Genomic DNA, 19,175 nt, shown 5'->3' with positions numbered 1-19,175 from the left:
GTCACGAAGCGAAGCGCCGCCCTCTTCCTCTGAAGAGTGCGACGCCAGGCCACAAAGCCGGCAACCGGAAATCAGGATTCCCGGCTTTCCGTATCTGTGGATGTGCGGGTGAATGCCGCACCGGCGCGGTAGAGGGCTCGTTCCGCCGCCTGGATGCTGCCGGTTTCCCACGCAGCCTCCGCCCAGACCGAGATCGGGAAATCCCCGGTGAAGAGCAGATCCCGCTCGATCCCCATGCCGAAGGGCAACCGGACCCCACGCAGCTCTTCTAGGCTCCACGAGCCGAGTTCGGGGTAGCCGATATCGGCCAGGCCGAACATGATGTCGCCGCCCTGATCCAGCTCGGTGGCGAGCCAGACGCCCGCGCCGAAGGGGTTGAAGAATTTCACGACGGGGATGTGATCCCCGCCGCGCTGGCATCCATTGGCCAGAAGCCGGTCACGCTGTGTTCCGGTCAGGAGGATCATGCCGCGACCCTCCCGTCGATTGCAGCCGGATCCGGTTCCCCGGCATCTTCGGCCGGCAGATGCGCCAGCAGCCAGTCGGCCGCCTTACTGGCCTGTGAGGCCGCGCGGACAATGGCGCGGTTATCCTCGCGCAGCACCTCCAGCCAGGAGCCGATGTAGTCGGCATGGCGCACGGTCGGCACGATGCCGAGCGAGGCGCAGCAGAAGGCCGCGTTCATCTCAGCCACCAGCTCCTCGAAGGCGTATTTCTTCGTGCCGAAACTGCCCGAAAAATCCCGCCCCAGGCGCGAGGCATGGCCTGTGGCGTGACCCATCTCGTGGAGCGCCGTCCTGTGCCAGTTGATCGGTTCGAAATAGGCGGCCGGTGGCGGCACCTGGACATAGTCGAGCGCCGGAACATAGAAGGCGCGATCCCCGCCGATGCGGAAATCGATACCAGTGGCACAGATCAGCGCCTCGACCCTCGGCTCGATCATGCCTGGCGGTGGTGGTGGTGCCTCGACAGCGATGTCCTCGGGCAAGCCTTCGCATTGCGCCGCGTTGAACACGGTGAAACGCTTCAGGAACGGGACGCGTCCCGGTTCTTCACCGGTCTCGCGGGCTCGGCGCTTCTCGTCTTCCGGGGTGAAGCGGTCGGCATAGACGACCGTCGTGCCGTGCTCGCCCTTACGGACATTGCCGCCGAGGGCTGCCGCCTGGCGATAGGTGAGCCAATGCTGGGTCGGATAGCCGTTCTGGACCACGGCACCCCAGAGGATCAGCACATTGATCCCGGAATACTGCCGCGAGGTCGCGGCGTTTCGCGGCATGGCAAGCGGCGCTTTCGCCGCAGTCCCCCAAGGCTGGACCCAGGGAAGCCGTCCTTCCTCCAGCTCGGCGATGATCTTGTCGGTGATGTCGTCATAGAGATTGCTGCGGGCGCCGCCTGGGCGAGCGCGGTCCTGTCTGGCCATCGGGATGATCTCCGCGACGGGCGCCGGAGGCCACTCCTCCAGCACTCAACCCGTCACGGAAAACCCGTCCGCACTCTCCCTCTCAGGGGGCGTTGCGGGGTCTCCCCGCTGAAGGGGGTGCGCCGGCAACGATAGTGCCGGCCAGGGGGAAGGCCTTCCCCCGTCAGGCCCACGGCAAGATGCGCGTTTATTCGCGGGAACAATAAAAAGAGCCCGCGCGAATGAAGAATCAGAAGCGAATAGCCGTCGCCGGTGTTGGCGTCTGCCGGTATGATGAGGTGAGTTTGGCGCTCAGGCTTGGAAAACTAATGACGCAGCATGACCAGCACATCGCCACGTGGCGGGATGCTTTTCGCGACGAGACAACGGGCATCCACAGAACCATTCAGGATCTGCTCTGGAACTACGCCGCCTTTCGCACGACGGTTCGGATCGTCCGTCTTGCAAATGAGAAGAGAGGCTCGAGACCCCCGCTTAACCAGATGATGTTCAATCTCGTTTCCGAGGGATACTGGTCAAGCCTGCTTCTCGGCACTCGCCGACTTCTCGATAAGGCCCCGATCAATGGCCCCAAGGGAGTTTACTCGATCCGATCTGTCGTCAACGACGTGAAAGCGAGCCAAAACTGGTTGACCAGGAGAATCTACGTCGAGAAAGTGCTTGACGCGCAATACGATCTCGATCGCCTGCATCAAGAACAACATGACCACCTCGTCGCCGCGAATGGGCGTCCGGTGTGGGGTGATCCAGAGCTCATGAAAAGTCAGGCCGCGCATCGGCATTTCGATGTTTTGAGCGGCGTGTCTCCATCAGGGCGTAACCCGAGCGATCTGATCTCAGCCACGGTATTGGAGAAGATCGAAACTCGGCTCGCCAGCCTTGATCGAATTGCCGAGCACGTTAACTCGCATGTTGCTCATGCCGGGAACAAGCAAAGTCGGCAGGACAGGGAGCTTGGTAATTTCGACATTCGCGATGCCGAAAAGACTCTCAGGCAGTTGAAGGAAATCGCGGATCTGGTCGGAGTGTGGTTCGCCAACGAAGGCGGTGCGGGCCTCGCCACATATCTCGGTGACCAATTCGAGGGCCTCGATCATGCGGTCGTAGACAGCGCCGACCTTGCCGACCTTTTAGAGCAATGGCGATTGATCGATAGAGAAATCGCAGAATGGTCGATCCGGCCAGAAGATTTGTGACCCCCGAGAGGCAGGCCGATTCGTTGGTTCGAACCGATACCGCCTTCTGTCAAAGCCACCGGCTTTACCGAAAATCCCGCGCCTTCACCCTGATACCGCCGGCCCCCGGCCCCTGCTGCCCGTCCGTCGCCACCTCGCGCTGCACGACAGTCGCCAGATCCCGCGACAGATCGACGATCCGATGGGCGACGAGATGCACGACCTCGCCCTCGCGCTGAACGCGGCCCCGCACGGCGATCATGCTCGATGAGAGAATGACCCGGCGATAGCGCTCGAAAATCTTCTGCCAGACGACGAGATTGGCGATGCCGGTCTCGTCCTCGAGCGTGATGAACATGACGCCATTGGCCGAACCGGGGCGTTGGCGCACCAGCACGATCCCGGCAGCCTCCAGCCAGCGCTGATCACGGGCCGCCATCGCCTCGGCGCAGGTGACGATCCGGCGCCTCGCCAGGTCCTCGCGCAGGAAGGAGACCGGATGGCGACGCAGCGACAGGCCGATATGCCCATAATCCTCGACCACCTCGCGGCCAGCAGGCATCGCTCTGAGCGCGATCGCCGGCTCGTCGAGTTCCGGAACGGTCCGTCCCTCGCGCTCCGAGGCGGCGGCGAAGAGCGGCAGTTCCTCGTCGCGCAGCCCCTTGATGGCCCATTGCGCCTCGCGCCGGGCCAGACCGAACGCCGGGCGGAATCCGTCGGCCGCCGCGATCTGATCGAGCGCCGCCACGGGTACACCCGCCCGCCGCCAGAGATCGTCGACCGAGGTGAACATCTCATCGCCCTGGGCCGCGACGATGGCGGCGGCATGGGCATTGGCGAGACCCTTGACCATCCGCAGCCCGAGGCGGACGGCGAATCGGCTTTCGTCTCCGGTCGGCTCCAGCGTGCAGTCCCAGCGGGAGGCATTGATGCAGACCGGGCGGACCTCCACTTCATGCTCGCGCGCGTCGCGCACAATCTGGGCCGGCGCATAAAAGCCCATGGGCTGGGCGTTGAGGAGCGCAGCGCAGAAGACATCCGGGTGCCAGCATTTGAGCCAGGCCGAGGCATAGGCGATCAGCGCAAAGCTCGCCGCATGGCTTTCCGGAAAACCATAGGAGCCGAAGCCTTCGAGCTGCTGGAAGGTCCGCTCCGCGAAGTCCTGCTCGTAGCCACGCTCGATCATCCCCGAGATCAGCCGGTCGCGGAACTTCGAGACCCCGCCGGTATGCTTGAAGGTCGCCATGCTCTTGCGCAGGAGATCGGCCTCGCCAGCGGTGAAGCCCGCGCATTCGATGGCAACGCGCATCGCCTGTTCCTGGAACAGCGGCACGCCGAGCGTCTTGCCCAGCACCTTCTCCAGCTCGGGCCGGGGATAGTCGACCTCTTCCAGACCCTCGCGCCGGCGCAGATAGGGATGAACCATATCGCCCTGGATCGGCCCCGGCCGCACGATCGCGACCTGCACCACCAGGTCGTAATAGGTCCGGGGCTTCAGGCGCGGCAGCATGGACATCTGCGCCCGGCTCTCGATCTGGAAGGTGCCGAGTGTGTCGGCCTTGCGGATCATCGCATAGGTGCGCGGATCCTCGGCCGGGATCGACGCCAGATCGAGGCGGATATCCTTGTGCTCGGCCAGCAGGTCCAGCCCCCGGCGCATGCAGCTCAGCATGCCGAGCGCCAGGACATCGACCTTCATGAAGCGCAGCGCGTCGATATCGTCCTTGTCCCATTCGATGATCTGGCGCCCCTCCATCGCCGCGGGCTCGATGGGGACGAGATCGTCGAGCCGGTCGTGGGTCAGCACGAAACCGCCCGGATGCTGCGACAGATGCCGCGGCGCGCCGCGAAGCTGGGCGGCCAGTTCGAGCGTCAGGCGCAATCGGCGATCTTGCGGGTTGAGATTGAGATCGCGGAGCTGCTGCTCGGTCACACCGGCCTCGGACCAGCCCCAGAGCTGGCCGGACAGCGTCTGGATCAGGTCTTCGGGAAGCCCCAGGGCCTTGCCGACGTCCCGCAGCGCGCCCTTGGAGCGGTAGCGGATGACGGTGGCGGTTAGCGCGGCGCGCTCGCGGCCGTAATGCTCATAGACCCACTGGATCACCTCCTCGCGCCGCTCATGCTCGAAATCCACGTCGATGTCCGGCGGCTCCCGGCGCTCCTCGGAGACGAAACGCTCGAAGAGGAGATCGTTGCGGCCGGGATCGATCGCGGTGATACCGAGCACATAGCAGACGGCCGAGTTCGCGGCCGATCCGCGCCCCTGGCAGAGGATGCCGCGCGACCGGGCGAAGCGGACAATGCTGTTCACCGTCAGGAAGTAGGGCGCGTAGTCGAGCTTGCCGATCAGGGCCAGCTCATGCTTCAGCGCCGCTGTCACCTCGTCGGGGACACCCTCGGGATAGCGGCTCGCCGCGCCCTCCCAGGTCAGCCGTTCCAGGGTCTCCTGCGGGGTCAGCGCCGGATCGTCGCGCTCTTCGGGATATTGATAGCGCAGCTCGTCGAGCGAGAAGCGGCAGCGATCCGCGATCTCACGCGTCCGGGCCAAAGCCTCGGGCCAGCGCGCGAAGAGCCGGTGCATTTCGGCAGGCGGCTTCAGATAGCGGTCGGCATGGCGATCGCGCCGGGTGCCGAGCGCATCGACGGTGAGATTGTGCCGGATCGCGGTGACGACATCCTGCAGGATGCGGCGTCCGGGCTCATGGAAGAGCACGTCATTGGTCACGACGGTGGGCACACCTAGGCCCGCAGCGAGCGTCGACAGCTCCCAGAGGCGCATCTGGTCATTGGGCCGCCGGCGCAGCGTCAGGCCGAGATAGGCGCGATCGCCAAAGGCAGCGCGCAGGCGCCGCAGCCGCAGACCGCAGGTCTCGTCGGCGAGGTCCGGCGCCAGGACCACGATCAACCCCTCGCCATAGGCGACCAGATCGTCCCATTCGAGATGACAGCGCGCCTTGCCCGCCCTCCCCTTGCCCAGCGACAGCAATCGGCAAAGCCGTGAATAGGCCGCCCGGTCGGTCGGATAGACCAGCACCGACATGCCGCAGGCAAGATCGAGGCGGCAGCCGACGATCAGCCGCACCCCCGCCTCCTTCGCCGCCTCATGGGCGCGCACGATGCCGGCCAGCGTGTTGCGATCGGTCACGGCGAGCGCCTCGATCCCCATCGCGGCCGCCGCGGCGAACAGCTCCTCGGCCGAGGACGCGCCGCGCAGGAAGGAGAAATGCGACGTCACCTGCAATTCGGCGTAAGCGGGCGCGCTCATCCGAATATCCCGTGCAGGAACCAGCGATGCGAGCCGGTGGCCGCATCCTCGCCATCGCCGGAGCGGAAGATCCAGAAGCGTTCGCCGGCATCGTCCTCGACCCGGAAATAGTCCCGCACAGCGATGAGCTCGGCATCGCGTTTCCACCATTCCCCGAAGATGCGCTCGGGGCCGTCGGCCCGGCGAACACGGCGGCGCACGCCCTTCCAGGAGAACCAGTTCGGAGGATGGTCCGGCAGCAGCGCCATGGTCTCGATCGGCTCCGGCTGGGAGAGCAGCCGCGAGGGGCGCGGCCAATGGTCCGGCCAGCCTGCGCCCGTATCCTCGGCAAGCGCCGGCAGGCGGCGGACCGAGCGTTCGGGCACATCGCTCGCCACCGGGGCGAAGCGATAGACCGCCCGCGCGCCGACCCGGTTCGCCAGCGTGTCGATCAGGCCGGAGAGATCCGGCGCCCCCTCTTCGATCAGGCTGCTGGCCGCCTGTTTCAGGGCCAGCGGTTCGGCCAGGGTGGCGGTCAGCGACATGATCTCGACGCCGAAGCCTGGCGCGATCGTCTCGATCTTGTCGCAGAGAAGCCGGGTCAGGCGCGCGGGATTCCGCACCGGCATGGCCAGACCGATGCGCACCGTCTCGACCCGGTTGTCGACGCGGTAGCAGAGCAGGTCGAGACGGCGCGCGCCAAGACCCCGCCCTTCGAGCGCCTCGCAGAGCGCCATGACCAGCTTGCGAATATAGCGCGCGATGGTCTCGGCGGCGCCTATGGGTTCGGCGAAGACGCGGCGGACGGAGACCAGCTCCTCCAGTCGGATCGGCTCGATGGGTTCGGCGACCGCACCCAGGGCCTGATCGAGACGCCGGCAGAGCTCCGGGCCGAAGCGCCGGGTCAGGGGCGCACGGGGCTGCCCGATCAGGTCGCCGATGCGGACAAAGCCCAGGTCATTCAACCCCACCGCGATCGCGGGCGGCAGGCGCAGTGCTTGCAGCGGCAGCGGCGCGAGGACCGGGACGGTTTCGCCGGGAGGGGCGACAAACAGCGGATCGGCCGCGTAGCGCGCCAGCGCATGGGCCGCGCCCCAGCTATCGGCAATGGCGGCGCGGGCGGTGACGCCGGACATGACAAGCCGACCGGTCAGCACCTCCAGCATGGCCGCCTCACCGCCATGCAGATGGTCGGCGCCGGTCGCGTCGATGACGATCCCGTCCGGCGCGTCGGCGGCGACGATAGGTGAGAAGCGTTGCAGCACCCAGAGCGCGAGGCGTTCGAGGCTGTCCAGGTCGGCCCGCGGGTCGGCGGGCTCGATGTGGAGGCCGGGCACCATCGCCTGGGCCTTGGTGACAGGCATTCCGGCGCGCAGGCCGAGCGCCTGCGCGGCCGGATCGGCCGCCGTCACCACCCGGCGGTTCTTCTCCTTTCCGGCGATGACCAGCGGCGCCTCACCGGGCGGCGCTGCGTCGCCCGCCTTCCGCCGCAACCGGTCTGTCGGCCAGTTCGGCAGGAAGACAGAGATGACCCGAGCCATCGCACGCCTCCAGTTCGATATCGAGACATTCGCCCGCCCGCGCCCGGATCAACTCAACGAGCCAGCGCGGCCGTCCAACACCGGGAACCGGAAGGGGCGCGGACGGCAGCGCCGAGATCCGCCAGCGGGTCATCGCCGCCGTCGGCTGCCCGAAATCGCTCGCCTCCGCCTGCCGCCGCCAGCGGCGCAACGCGATGCAGATCGTCGCCGAACCTTTCGCGGCCAGATGCAGCCGCCGCGAGGCGGGCATCGGCAGGCGCGCGACGTCACCGACGACCGCCCCCAGCCCGCCATGCCGCAGCCCTTCCTCCATACAGGCGAGAGTCGCCTTGTCGTCCCCGGCTTCGACGAAGATCACCCGGCCGGGCGGCAATCCGGCCTGCTCCAGCCCCGGTGCGAAGAGATCCTGGAGCGCCACGCACCAGAGCACCTGGCCGGCGGTGCGGGCGGCGATCCCGGCGGTGAAACAGGCGGCAGCCGCGCCATCCACCGCCCCGTTGCCGCCTCCGGCGACTTCATGGAGGCATCCGAGCGCCAGTCCGCCACCGGGCAGCTTGCGATCCAGCGGCGCGATCCCGAAGGGCAGCACCTCGTGCGGACGCACGCCATCGCCTTCGAGCCGCGCGATGCGCGCCCGAAGTTCGGCAATGGCTGGGCTGTCGGCACGGCTGGGCATATGAGGATGGCGTCTCCGGGGCTTTGCACTGGTCGATTCTGTTGCTATGTTCTTTATTTGTTCTCTTGTGGGTCGAGAGTCAATCTCGGCCATCCCGGAAGTGATCGACGGCGCGCGATGCCCTATGGTGGCGTAAAGTATTCGCAAGGAGAGTAGTGGGGCGATGTGCAACCTGTATCGCATTACGACCAATCAGCAGGCGATCAGGGATTTCGTGGCCGCCACCCATGACAGCATCGGCAATCTCGAACCTTCGATCGACGTCTATCCCGACCGGCCGGCTCCGGTGGTGCGCAACACCGATGGCGGACGGGAACTGGCTTCGCTGACCTGGGGCATGCCGACGCCCATCGAATATCTGAAGTCCCGCGATGCACCGGACACCGGCGTCACCAATATCCGCAACACGGCCAGCCCCCATTGGCGCAAATGGCTCGGAGTTGAGCATCGCAGCGTGGTCCCGGCCACCGCCTTTTCCGAATATGGGCAAAAGCCCGATCCGGTCACGAAGCGCAAACCGCTGCACTGGTTCGCCCTCGATGAGACCCAGCCCCTGTTCTTCTTCGCGGGAATCTGGACGCCATGGCGCGGAACCCGCGGATCGAACCGGACCCCGCGTCCGGGCGATCATCAGCTGTTCGCCTTCCTGACGACCGAGGCCAATGGCGTGGTGAAACCGATCCATCCGAAGGCCATGCCCGTCATCCTGACGGGCCGTGACGAAGTCGAGACCTGGCTAACCGCCGACTGGAAGGAAGCGAAGGACCTGCAACGGCCGCTGCCCGACGAGCGGCTGGTGATCGCGGAGACGCCAGCGAGCGCAGCCGCCGATGGCATGTTGCCGGGCCTCTGACAATGATCCGGAGGACGAAAATGGGCCGGAAGGAAGAAGAACAGTTAGCGGCGACGCTCGCCAAGGCGATGGCGATGATCTGCGTCCGCAACAGCATGCTGGAGGACCTGCATGCGGGGCCGGTCCCGGTCACGAAGACCGGTGACTATTCCGATGTCTTCGTCATCGACGCCGACGGCAACCACATCCCCTGGGGAAGCGTGTCGCGGTTCGACGATGAGGAGATGCGCGACCTGATGCGGCAAGTGGTCAATCGCCTCTACACGTTCCAGACCTGTTTCGCAGAGCCCCAGTTTCAGGCGGTGATCGACAAGTGGCTCGGGGTGACGCGCACCTGGGACGAGCCGGTTCTCGACGAGCGCCTCGCGGGAAGGCCAGTATAGATTTCCTCGCTCCGGCAATCATTGCGCTCGAACGGCTGCTCATATGAGCCCTTCAAGCGTCCAGGCTGATAATCTGGGTCCAATAGCTGATCCGTTGAGCAGGCACGGCGTCCCGCTCTCTCAGCGATCTCAACATATCCAAGATCGGCTTGGTTCGCGAGGTAGGCAGCACGGGCCTCGGCATGGTTGGCATGCGATCAACGCAAATCGATCCGTGCGACCAGCGCCTCCTCCGCTTCAGTGAAGGCGAGCCTGTAGCGGTTCGCCGCATCCATCCGTTTGCTCATCTCAGCGTGATCCTATTGGCTTCGACGTGACGAAAAGCCTTCGACCGGCACGTGAGAAGTATCACCTGCATCCGCTTCGAAGCGTCCTGCAGGATGTCGGTCATCGTCTCCAAGCGGGCATCATCGGAATAGACGAGAGGGTCGTCGAGGATCAGAGAGATCGGCGCTCCATCCTCGAGCAGGAGGTCCGCAAAAGCGAGCCGAGTCAATATCGCCAACTGCTCCTGCGTGCCTCGACTGAGATCACCACAGGATTCATCGATCCCCGCCCTCGTGAGGCCGGTCAGCCCGAGCTCCTCGTTGAATGACAGATCACATCCGGGAAGAAGCTGCTGGATGTATCGACTAGCCCGAGCCGTGACGGGTGCGAGGAATGTCCTCGACGCTTCATTCGCGGCATCCGACAGCGCCTCGCGGAGCACCTCAAGCATGTCGGCCTCATGCCGCAAACGATCGCAAGCGGCGATCGCGGCCTCCTCTTCCTCCCGCGTTTCGGCAAGGCGACCGGCAGGCCCGTTTGTCCCTTCCCTAACGATCGTGGATTCGAGCGACGCGATCCGGGCGGTCAGTTCAAGTCGTTCCTCGCCGGCCCGGCTGGCGGCACGATCGAGGTTCACAATGCGGCGTCGGATAGCGTCGGCGTCGAAAGACGTGGCGCTTTCGCGCGCCTTCTCGAGAGCTTCGAACTTCGCGGCACGCTCCCGCTGAGCCTCACCGCGCGCCGCTTCGAGCGTTTCCCGATCCCCGATCTCTAGGAGGTTCCGGAGATCTTCAGCCGCAGCCTCGGATTCGCGGATGGCTGCGGAATAATCGGCTTCGGCCGTTGCGAGCGTACTCTCCGCCTTCGACAGAGCCGTCCTCCCGTCTTCGCGCTTTCCGGATGCGGCAGCCTCGGCGAGCTTGGCGTCGACCACCGCCTTCTCCAGCGTGTCGACATTGTCGGTTGGGGCGACAACGTCGGCGATGTCGCCCAGCTCGGCCACGAAGGCGCGCAGGGCATCTGCCCCGGGCGCCAACCCGATTGTCGGATCTCCAGGACATGCCGAGGCGATCTGTGTCCGGAGCGCCTTCAACTCGCGCTTGGCAGCGGAGGCCCGTTCGTTCCGGGCCACGCCCTCCGCATGCGACTTGATGCCGAGCGACCGCAAGGCGGAAGCGAGTTCTTCCGTCGCCGCTGCAAGATCGGCCTCAATGGACTGACCCGAACCCTGCGGCGGGCGCACGACTAGGCTGCCCGCATCACCCAACTCGAACTTGGTGGTCTTGAGGACGTCAACGCTGGTGACGTCGGTCGTCAACCCGTCAATCCTCAAAGATGCGCCCGCCCCGAGTTCGACTTCTACCTTCACAGCGCCTGCTTCGAACCGGGCGCGTGCCTGGATGGCGGCAAGCTCGAGTTCGGTAATCTCCTCAAGGTCGTCACTATCGACGGCCCCGGCGGAGTCATCAACCAGCGCACGCTCACGCTCCTCTAGCTCGGCTAGAGCTTTTCGCGCATCGATCGCGCGACGAGCGCCCGCGGCATTAGCGAACCCGCGCAATCGCGCGCGTGCGGAGGACAGTGCCTCCTCGTGTTTCTCCCTTTCCGCGCGAGCCTCGTCGAGCGCGGCGCGGAGTGATTTTTCCTCCTCACCGGCACGAGCAGCCTCAGCCTTGGCTTCGTCCCGCAGACGAGCCTTCTCTTCGAGGTATGTGCCGGCGGATCCGACGCGAGCCTCGGCTGCGTCCAATCGCTCGATCCTCGACGAAGCCGTCTTCGCGACCTCGTCGGCGCGTCCGAATTGCGCCTCCGCCGCAGTCGACCGCAGAGAGGCGGTCTCCGCGACCTTCTGGTCCGCCTCGAGCTTTTTTCGCTGCTCCGCCGCCTCTGGGTCGACGAGATCACGCTCGATAATCCTAAGCCGTGACCTCGCCGCGTCCAACTCGGTGAGAGTGTTCTCGTATTCATGGAAGTTGGTCTCGGCCGCCTGGCGGGCAGCCGTCGCCGTGGACACGCGAGCCTCTGCCACCGCTAAGTCGCCGCGCGACTTGCCCGTCGCCGATGTGCGCAGCGCTGAATATGCCGCTTCGATGCTGGCCCGGATCGCGTCAAAGCGTCGACCACCCGTCACCGCGCCGACTTCCGCCTCGAGCACTCCCCGAACGGTATCGCGCACGATGCGGTTTGGACTCTCCACGGAGAGTGCCGTCGCCTGCTCGACCCAGAGCATGCCAAGGGGCCCGCGCGTTTCGGGATCGCTGCCCCGGTTGTTGCCCCGCTCGAATCCGAGCAGCTCCTGCAGCGCTTCTTCGGCCGCATCGCTCTCTCGTCGCCCGCTCGCGCCGGTAAGTCGCACGGAGGGAGACTTCATGAACTGCTTCTCGAGCCTCCAAGTCTGCCCGTTGAGGCCGAAGCCGACAGTGACACGGGGCGCCACGTCATCACCAGTCGGGACATAGGAACGGACGAGTTCGGTCTTGGCGGAGTAGCGGATGAAGAAGGCCGCACGCAGGGCCTCCAATAGGGTAGATTTGCCCGTCTCGTTCGGCTCGACTACGATGTTCAAACCGTCGGTGAAGCCGTCGATGCGTAGCGGTTCGCGGAACTTGCGGAAGTTCTCGACCTCCAGGGATTTGAGGATCATCGCGCAACCTCCGCATCGAATCGCATCGCCTCGACATAGAGACGCTCCAGCGCCGCGGCGGCGATCTGGGCATCGGAACCCGATCCGGTAGCCCTGGCCTGTAGGGTAGCAGTCGCCCCGGCGAGCGCACCTTGGACATCGATTTGGGCGACGTCCTCTGCCGTCGGACGCGCGGTCAGGCCATCCGCGTCGAGTTCCAAATGCCGCAGTTCGTGCGCCAGACAGTCCTGGACGGCCGACGTCATCGTGACGCGGTCGGCGAGACTCACCACACCGACGAGATGGAGCGAAAGGAGCACGTCCGACAAACGCGCCTCGCTGCGGAGCGCGGCGAGTTCACGGTCCAAGTCTTCCATGTTCTCCATACTCCAGCGGCGCGACATCCAGCGATATCGACCGGTCTCGATCCGCTGCAGCTCGGGCGTTTCGTTGGATCGCAGGCTCACGCCGATGCAGCCGCCCGGCTCATCGCGCCCGAACCGGTCAATTTCAGGGGTCCCGCTGTAAGCGGTCCGGTCGCCAACCGTCAAAAAGCCATGCCAGTCCCCGAGCGCGAGGTAGTCAAGGCCCGCGGACTTGGCGCGATCCGGCGGGATCAGATTGGAGCTCTCTCCGGTGGCGCCAAACTCTGTGATGGAGCCATGTGCGAGACCGATGCGGAGTGCCCCCGGCGGCGTCGTCATATCGACCATCGCCGCGGAAGGATCGGACACCGTCTTCCGGTGCTCCAGGGGCGCCGGCAGAAGCCAAGCACCCTGCTCCATCTCAATAGGCTCGGGAGTGTCCACGATCTGGACTGAGGCAGGCGCACGCCCGCGCAGCCTGCTCCAGAGTCCACCGGCTCGCGCATGATCGTGGTTGCCCGGCATCAGCCACCAGGTGACCGACGCCCGCTGCATACGTGACAGCATCTGCGTGACGATGCGGTCGCCGGGTTCGACGTTGTCGAACACATCACCGGCGACGACGATGTGCGTGGCACCGCTGGATATTGCCGCAGCACCGAGGCGATCGATGGCATCGAGGCGAGCCTCAGCCAACGCACTACGCACCTCCTGCGGAAAGCGCCCGAACGGCTTTCCGAGCTGCCAGTCAGCCGTATGGATGATCTTGAGCGTCGCCACGAATCAGTTCCTCGTTACAGTGCCACACATGGATCACGCACCCACTGCTACCGGAGCTTGCGCCTCCGTCGGGTCCGGGATTTCCTCATCGCGGAAGAAACGCCACATGGCACGGACGAGGCTCTTCAGCATCTCGCTCTCGTGGCCCTGTTCTTTAGCACGGAGAAGTGTCTGATAGACGATTTCCGGTATCTTCTGCGCATCGTTGCTCGGATGCACACCAAAGGGTTCGCAGGCAGCAGCAAGGCACGCCGTGTGTACTTCAGGCGTGAGATCCTCCTTGAGCTTGTGCTCCAATGTCTTTTCGAAATGCGCGTAACAATCGCTGATGAGGTCGCTAGTGGGCGCGGCGTCGATCTGATCGTTCGGCTTAGCGAGCTTGCTCAAAGCAAGATCGGTTGCCGGCGTTCGTTTAGCCTCGGGTAACTGCTGGTCGCAATCCCATAGCATGAAGGTTGGAATACCCAGCTCGCGAAAAATCACATAGGGACGATCGAGATTGGCTTTGCCTTCGGTTGACAGGATGGCGATGCCGGCCGCCTCGAAATTCACGCCGAGCATCCGCGCCGTCGCGGTGAGCGCCGCTTTATCGCTTCGGCCCTCAACCAGAATCACACCGGTGGCGAAAAAGCCTTCGGCCAATTCAGCACCGAGAATGTGCAACCGCGGCATCAAAGTCTGTGCACTGAAAGTGCCAGCGGGCTTATTCCAGCCGCGTTCGAGCTTCTGCGCAACGGTGCCGAGATCCAGCGCTTGCAGGCTGCATTGCTTGAATTCACTGTCGTCACAATGCGAGCGCCGGGTAAGCCTGATCTCGTCGGCCTTCCCCATCGAAATGAACATTGGCGAGTGCGAACCGAAGATAACCTGTGTGTGGCCCTGCGCGCCAGGGAGCGTACCGCTACTCAAGCCCCGCAGCACTTCCGCGAAGTGCCGCTGTTTGGTCGGATGCTGATACAGTTCGGGTTCTTCAATTGCGAGGATAAGCGTCGGTGCCTGCGCCATGACCGCAGCCGCAGCCGCAGCGGGCGCGTCATCACTGCCGTCAACGTCACTATCAGGGGGTGCCTCGTCGCCCTCCGGCACGGCAGTTCGCGCAAGATGCTGGAGAAGTGTAAAGATGAAGGCACGCTGGAGGCCGTGACCTTGCCTGTCCACCGGTCCACCGAAGCCTTCGTCCTTGAGAAACACATCCGCCATTGGCAACGGGACTGGCATCTCGCCGACCTCGCGCCAGGCCAACGAAACTTCAGCATCTTGATACAAACCCCGCAGGTCGGCGGTGAGGGTCCCAGCGAGCGCACCGAGTTCAGGCATATTTTCGGCGGATACCAAGGCCTGGTAGGCCTCGGTCAACTGCGCCTTGAACGCTTGAACGTCCGGCCGCTGAAGGATCTGACTGCGCACTAGCAGTTCGAGTAGTTTGCCGATGACGCTCGTCTTGCCGTCCGCCGCGTCCGCTGATGCGTCGCGAACCGCCGGAATGAACACGAAGCTCGTGTGCTGCTGGAGCTTGCCTCGGCTGTTGTTCTGGAATCCGAAAAACTGACCATCGTCGGGCAGCAGCACCAACTGATCGGGATGCTCAGCCTCCCAGGTTAGCATCGCCTGGTCGACCGCTGCCGCACTGCCAGCAGTGGGAAGGTCGGCGTAGAGTGGGTTATTCTCGCGCAGGGCATTATAAGCAGCGCGCTTGGGTGTGGCTGCGGAATGAGCCCGAACAGCGACGAAGTCGGGAATCTGTGGAACGACACCATGATAGCGTCCACTTGATGGACCTCCGTCAAAAATGCGGGTGACGACCAACCTACCATCCCGCACCCGATCCTCGAACGCTGCGGCTTCTTGCTCGCTAAGCTGGTGAAAGGTTAGTTCAATCTCGATCGGCTGCCCTTGATCGCGTCCAAAGAAATCGTCAGCGTCGCAGTTTTTCGTAGTCGAGTAGAACTTCTCGATAGCCTTCAAGATTGAAGACTTTCCTGCGCCATTGCCGCCGATCAATGCGGTGTGTGCGCCAAAAACGACTTCGACATCGCGAAGTGAACGGAAATTTCTGATGCGAGCACGCTCAAGCTGCATGGCATTTTCCCCCGAGTACACCAGTTGTCGAATCCGAGCGGCGGGAATGCAAGTGCGATGAACAGCTACTCCATCAAGTCGCGCCTACCTCGCACGGCAAAGCCTTGGTCACACTGGGCGCTGAAAAGCTGCTTCCAGGATCAGCGGATCATCGTCGAAACGACAGAGAAGGGGCGCACAGTGAGTTAGTTTGATCTCGCCAGGCGGTCGACGGCGTGGAACTAACGTCTACGGGTTGCACCACCATTCTTCGCCATCGGGCCAGGGTCTGGCCAGCCTTTCGGCAATCAGGATGTCACCGATGTCGCGACCACCGATTCTGATCGTCACGAGCGTCCGCGTGCCGGTGTTGTCCGGCTCTCCATATTCGACGGTCCAGTCGTGCGAGTTCAGCAGCTCGATCACCCGATCACTGGCTCGGTGTGCCAGCGCGATTTCGGCGTCGCCACCACAGATGTGGGTTTGCGGTTCCGGGGTGTCGTAGCCTTCCATGCGCAGCTTTTCCCCGTCGATCCAGATCGTGTCGCCATCAACGAGGCAATATTCGTCGGCGGTACGGGCCTGGCCGGGAACGCACTTCGCAATCTGCGGCCGAGGCTGAGCCTTGGCAGGTTCGGGCATGCCGCCGACCGCCCAGAATAGCGCGAAGGAAAGCACGAACATCTGCCAGTGGAATGTGGGCAATGGGGGAGGACGAATTTGCATGGGCGGATCTGATCTACTTCAATCTGACTGAAGGGGCGGATCGCTACGGTTGGAGGCCAGCCAAGCTTTCACCCACCGCCCTCGCCGAGCGAGGCAGCGATGTCGCTGATCGAGCGGAGCAGAACCAGGGGATCATCCCTGGAAGGCTCGAAGCCACGCCGCCTCCAGAACTTGGCCGCCTCCCCGTCGACGGCGTTGACCAGCAAGGCCCGCCCGCCGATCAGCGATGCGGCCTGAACGCAGCGCTGGAGAGCATGCTTCACAAGACCGGTCCCGATGCCCAGCCCTGCCCATCCGGTGTCGGTTGCGAGTTGGCCGAGCAGCATACAGGGGACCGGGTTGGGCGGCTGCCCCGTCCTGATCGAACGCGGCAGAACCGAAGGCACCACACCGGTAGGCGCGAGGCCGTAGAAGCCGACCACGCGCCCAGCCTCATGCACGACGAGGACGGCGGTGAAGCCCTTCTGCTGATTGGAGAGGGCGCGTGATTTCAGCCAGTGGTCAAGCGTGGGCTTGCCACAGGTGAACTCGGACACATCGTGTTCGGCAGAGAGCGGTTCAGGACCCGAAAGGTGCAAGAGCTTACCGCTTCGCCACGTAGCCGGGCTCCCATGGCGCGGGCCGCTTCAGAACGTCTACCATCTCCGGAACGGGAGCGGCCGGACGCGCCAGCACATCCATGAACTCGGCGAAGCCCTCCGGGCTCATCCGGATCAGGCCCTGCTCCATGACGACCTCCTCGGCCGCGCGCACAGCGGCGTCGCGCACGAAATCGGTGCGCGAGCGGCCGCGCAAGCTGGCGGCGCGATCGATCATTGCGACATCCGCCTCGGGCAAGCGCATCGAGATCGGGTATTCCTTGCGTTCGGCGGTCGTGGCCATGGCGAATCTCCTTGGTCGGCATATAGCGCCTTGTATCGCGAATTACAATACGATAAGGTTGCGCCTACAGTCAATGACCTCATGAGGAGAGGCGACGAGGCCAATGATGACCGGGCCAGCGAGGGATTCCGATAGGTTATTTTGCTACGCCATGGCTCGCCAGGACACGCTGAGCTACGCGATAGCACGCTCACCCGCGCCAATTGCCGCCGAATATTCGCCTTCAATTTCCGTTGCTTATGCTTCCCTCGGGGCGAATGCTGCAAGTTATGACCTTGCGAGCCCCAGGAAACCCGGCAAAGATGACAGGAGGAGAGCGCGAAGCGCTGCTCGAATCCTTGCTGCTGGACGTGCCGGAGCTGACGTTTACGCCACGCGGCAATCCCGACCCACGCCTTCTGCGACTGGTCGGCATCCTGGCGAGGCAGGCGGCGCAGGAGTGCTATGCAGAGGAAGTGATGATGTCACGGCAAAGGAGGAAGCGCTCCTCCTGATATGGATGGGAGCCAAGTTTTGAAAGTCGCGATCTACGCTCGCTATTCTTCCGACAATCAACGCGACGCTTCCATCGCCGACCAGTTCCGTATGTGCCGTCTCCATGCCGAGAAGCAGGGCTGGCACATCGTCGAGGAGTATTCGGACCACGCGATCTCCGGCGCCTCGCTGATCCGGCCGGGCATTCAGGCGCTCATGGCCGACGCAATGGGCGGCCGCTTTGACCTGATCCTCGCCGAGGCGATGGACCGCCTCTCCCGCGACCAGGAAGACATCGCGGGCATCTTCAAGCGCATGTCCTATGCCGACGTGAAGATGTTCACCCTGTCGGAAGGCGAGGTGACGCATCTGCATGTCGGCCTCAAGGGCACGATGAATGCGCTGTTCCTGAAGGATCTGGCCGACAAGACCCGCCGCGGGCAGCGCGGCCGCGTCGAGGCAGGCAAATCGGGTGGCGGCAATGCCTATGGCTACGATGTGGTCAAGAAGTTCGATGCGAACGGCGAGCCGATCCGCGGCGATCGCACCATCAACGAATTCCAGGCCGAAGTCGTGCGCCGCATCTTCCGCGACTATGCCGCCGGCAAATCGGCCAAGACCATCGCCTTCGCCCTGAACAAGGAAGGCATTCCCGCTCCGTCAGGCGGCGACTGGGGCTTCAGCACGATCAACGGCAACCCGAAACGGGGCAACGGCATCCTCAACAATGAGATGTATGTCGGCAAGATCGTCTGGAACCGACAGCGCTTCGTCAAAGATCCGAGCACCGGCAAGCGGCAGGCCCGCCCCAACCCGGAAGAGGAATGGGTCATCCAGGAGGCGCCGGAGCTGCGCATTCTCGACGACGACCTCTGGAGCGCGGTGAAGGCGCGACAGGAAAAGAACAAGATCGCACGGAAGGAAAACGGCGAGGCCGATCTCTCCCGGATCAATACCCGCCGCCGTCCCAAATACCTCTTCTCGGGACTGACCAAATGTTCCTGCTGTGGTGGCGGCTATTCCGCGATTTCGGCGACGCTGATCGGATGTGCGACAGCGCGCAACAAGGGGACCTGCAACAACCGGGTCAACATCCGCCGCGACGAGCTTGAATCGCGTGTACTCAATGCGCTGCGCACCAAGCTCGTCGATCCGGAGCTCTTCGCCCATTTCTGCGAGGTCTTCACGCAGGAGATGAACCGCCTGCGCATGGAAGGCCGTGCGGGTATCGCGTCGGCCGAGGCGGAACTGGCCAAGGTCAACCGAGAACTGGAAAAGATCCTCGACCTGTACCTGAGCGACGCCCTTTCGGTCGACATGGTGAAAGAACGCAGCAAGAAGCTCGAGGCCCGAAAGACCGAACTGGAACAGTTCCTGGCCGAAGCCGACGAGCCGCCACCGCTGCTGCACCCGAGCATGGCACTGCAATACCGCAAGCGGGTCCAACAGCTTTACGACGCTCTGCAGGACGAAGATGAGGGGAAGCGGATCGAGGCCGCCGACACGCTGCGCTCGCTCGTGGATCAGATCGTGCTGACCCCAGTCGACGGCAAGGTGGAGATCGACGTTCAGGGCGATCTCGCTGGAATCCTTACGATTTCCACGCAAAGCAAAAACCCCGCAGCGGGTGCTACGGGGTCGCAAGTAAAGATGGTTGCGGGGGCAGGATTTGAACCTGCGGCCTTCAGGTTATGAGCCTGACGAGCTA

General features: G+C 64.1%; 16 protein-coding genes. 5 read left to right on the top strand and 11 right to left on the bottom strand.

Features of this window, described 5'->3' with window-relative positions; translation table 11 throughout:
- Positions 1–71: 71 nt before the first annotated feature.
- Together J9800_RS21025 and J9800_RS21020 are read right to left on the bottom strand one after the other, a co-directional pair.
- The gene (locus J9800_RS21025; RefSeq protein WP_012092593.1) at positions 72–467 is read right to left on the bottom strand and encodes a DUF2958 domain-containing protein; all 396 of its coding nucleotides are present in this window, start codon (positions 465–467) and stop codon (positions 72–74) included.
- Positions 464–1,420, bottom strand: coding sequence for an ArdC family protein (locus tag J9800_RS21020; protein ID WP_036749324.1), 957 nt, complete (start codon positions 1,418–1,420; stop codon positions 464–466). The genes J9800_RS21025 and J9800_RS21020 overlap by 4 nt, the downstream gene beginning before the upstream one ends.
- Before the next feature lie 221 nt (positions 1,421–1,641).
- Here J9800_RS21020 and J9800_RS21015 point away from each other — a divergent pair, with 221 nt between their 5' ends.
- Complete coding sequence (locus tag J9800_RS21015) at positions 1,642–2,616, top strand: AbiU2 domain-containing protein (RefSeq protein ID WP_151665651.1); 975 nt, start codon at positions 1,642–1,644, stop codon at positions 2,614–2,616.
- A gap of 64 nt (positions 2,617–2,680) precedes the next feature.
- Here J9800_RS21015 and J9800_RS21010 read toward each other — a convergent pair whose 3' ends face one another.
- Genes J9800_RS21010 through J9800_RS21000 form a run of 3 tightly spaced genes read right to left on the bottom strand, consistent with a single transcriptional unit; the run spans position 2,681 to position 8,056 of the window.
- Positions 2,681–5,860: an error-prone DNA polymerase gene (locus J9800_RS21010; protein WP_210845924.1), complete on the bottom strand. Its 3,180-nt coding sequence runs from the start codon at positions 5,858–5,860 to the stop codon at positions 2,681–2,683.
- On the bottom strand, positions 5,857–7,380 hold the full coding sequence (locus J9800_RS21005; protein WP_012092589.1) for a Y-family DNA polymerase: 1,524 nt from the start codon (positions 7,378–7,380) through the stop codon (positions 5,857–5,859). The genes J9800_RS21010 and J9800_RS21005 overlap by 4 nt, the downstream gene beginning before the upstream one ends.
- Positions 7,295–8,056 carry an ImuA family protein gene (locus J9800_RS21000; protein WP_012092588.1) on the bottom strand — a complete coding sequence of 254 codons (762 nt, stop codon included), beginning with the start codon at positions 8,054–8,056 and terminating at the stop codon, positions 7,295–7,297. The genes J9800_RS21005 and J9800_RS21000 overlap by 86 nt, the downstream gene beginning before the upstream one ends.
- Before the next feature lie 163 nt (positions 8,057–8,219).
- On the opposite strand from J9800_RS21000, the gene J9800_RS20995 reads away from it, so the two are divergent.
- Both J9800_RS20995 and J9800_RS20990 read left to right on the top strand, forming a co-directional pair.
- Complete coding sequence (locus J9800_RS20995) at positions 8,220–8,909, top strand: SOS response-associated peptidase (RefSeq protein WP_028034378.1); 690 nt, start codon at positions 8,220–8,222, stop codon at positions 8,907–8,909.
- A 20-nt stretch (positions 8,910–8,929) separates the two neighbouring features.
- Positions 8,930–9,292, top strand: coding sequence for a hypothetical protein (locus J9800_RS20990; protein WP_012092586.1), 363 nt, complete (start codon positions 8,930–8,932; stop codon positions 9,290–9,292).
- Positions 9,293–9,575: 283 nt separating this feature from the next.
- Here J9800_RS20990 and J9800_RS20985 read toward each other — a convergent pair whose 3' ends face one another.
- From J9800_RS20985 to J9800_RS20960, 6 genes are all read right to left on the bottom strand, one after another.
- Positions 9,576–12,203 carry an AAA family ATPase gene (locus J9800_RS20985; RefSeq protein ID WP_012092585.1) on the bottom strand — a complete coding sequence of 876 codons (2,628 nt, stop codon included), beginning with the start codon at positions 12,201–12,203 and terminating at the stop codon, positions 9,576–9,578.
- Positions 12,200–13,327: a metallophosphoesterase family protein gene (locus J9800_RS20980; RefSeq protein WP_210845923.1), complete on the bottom strand. Its 1,128-nt coding sequence runs from the start codon at positions 13,325–13,327 to the stop codon at positions 12,200–12,202. The genes J9800_RS20985 and J9800_RS20980 overlap by 4 nt, the downstream gene beginning before the upstream one ends.
- A gap of 33 nt (positions 13,328–13,360) precedes the next feature.
- Positions 13,361–15,406 (bottom strand): ATP-dependent nuclease, encoded by a 2,046-nt coding sequence (locus tag J9800_RS20975; protein ID WP_012092583.1) that lies wholly within the window; start codon positions 15,404–15,406, stop codon positions 13,361–13,363.
- Positions 15,407–15,634: 228 nt separating this feature from the next.
- Complete coding sequence (locus J9800_RS20970) at positions 15,635–16,090, bottom strand: thermonuclease family protein (protein WP_250132256.1); 456 nt, start codon at positions 16,088–16,090, stop codon at positions 15,635–15,637.
- Positions 16,091–16,179: 89 nt separating this feature from the next.
- Positions 16,180–16,689, bottom strand: a complete 510-nt coding sequence (locus J9800_RS20965; protein WP_012092581.1) for a GNAT family N-acetyltransferase — start codon at positions 16,687–16,689, stop codon at positions 16,180–16,182.
- A 4-nt stretch (positions 16,690–16,693) separates the two neighbouring features.
- Positions 16,694–16,993 (bottom strand): type II toxin-antitoxin system TacA family antitoxin, encoded by a 300-nt coding sequence (locus J9800_RS20960; protein WP_012092580.1) that lies wholly within the window; start codon positions 16,991–16,993, stop codon positions 16,694–16,696.
- A 302-nt stretch (positions 16,994–17,295) separates the two neighbouring features.
- On the opposite strand from J9800_RS20960, the gene J9800_RS20955 reads away from it, so the two are divergent.
- On the top strand, positions 17,296–17,487 hold the full coding sequence (locus J9800_RS20955) for a hypothetical protein (RefSeq protein WP_012092579.1): 192 nt from the start codon (positions 17,296–17,298) through the stop codon (positions 17,485–17,487).
- A gap of 19 nt (positions 17,488–17,506) precedes the next feature.
- On the top strand, positions 17,507–19,162 hold the full coding sequence (locus tag J9800_RS20950; RefSeq protein ID WP_012092578.1) for a recombinase family protein: 1,656 nt from the start codon (positions 17,507–17,509) through the stop codon (positions 19,160–19,162).
- Positions 19,163–19,175: the final 13 nt, after the last annotated feature.

The sequence above is a fragment of the Ochrobactrum sp. AP1BH01-1 genome (genome assembly GCF_018066705.1).
GTDB lineage: Bacteria > Pseudomonadota > Alphaproteobacteria > Rhizobiales > Rhizobiaceae > Brucella.
The sequence above is the reverse complement of the archived record's forward strand: the minus strand, read 5'-3'. Positions and strand labels throughout refer to the sequence as shown.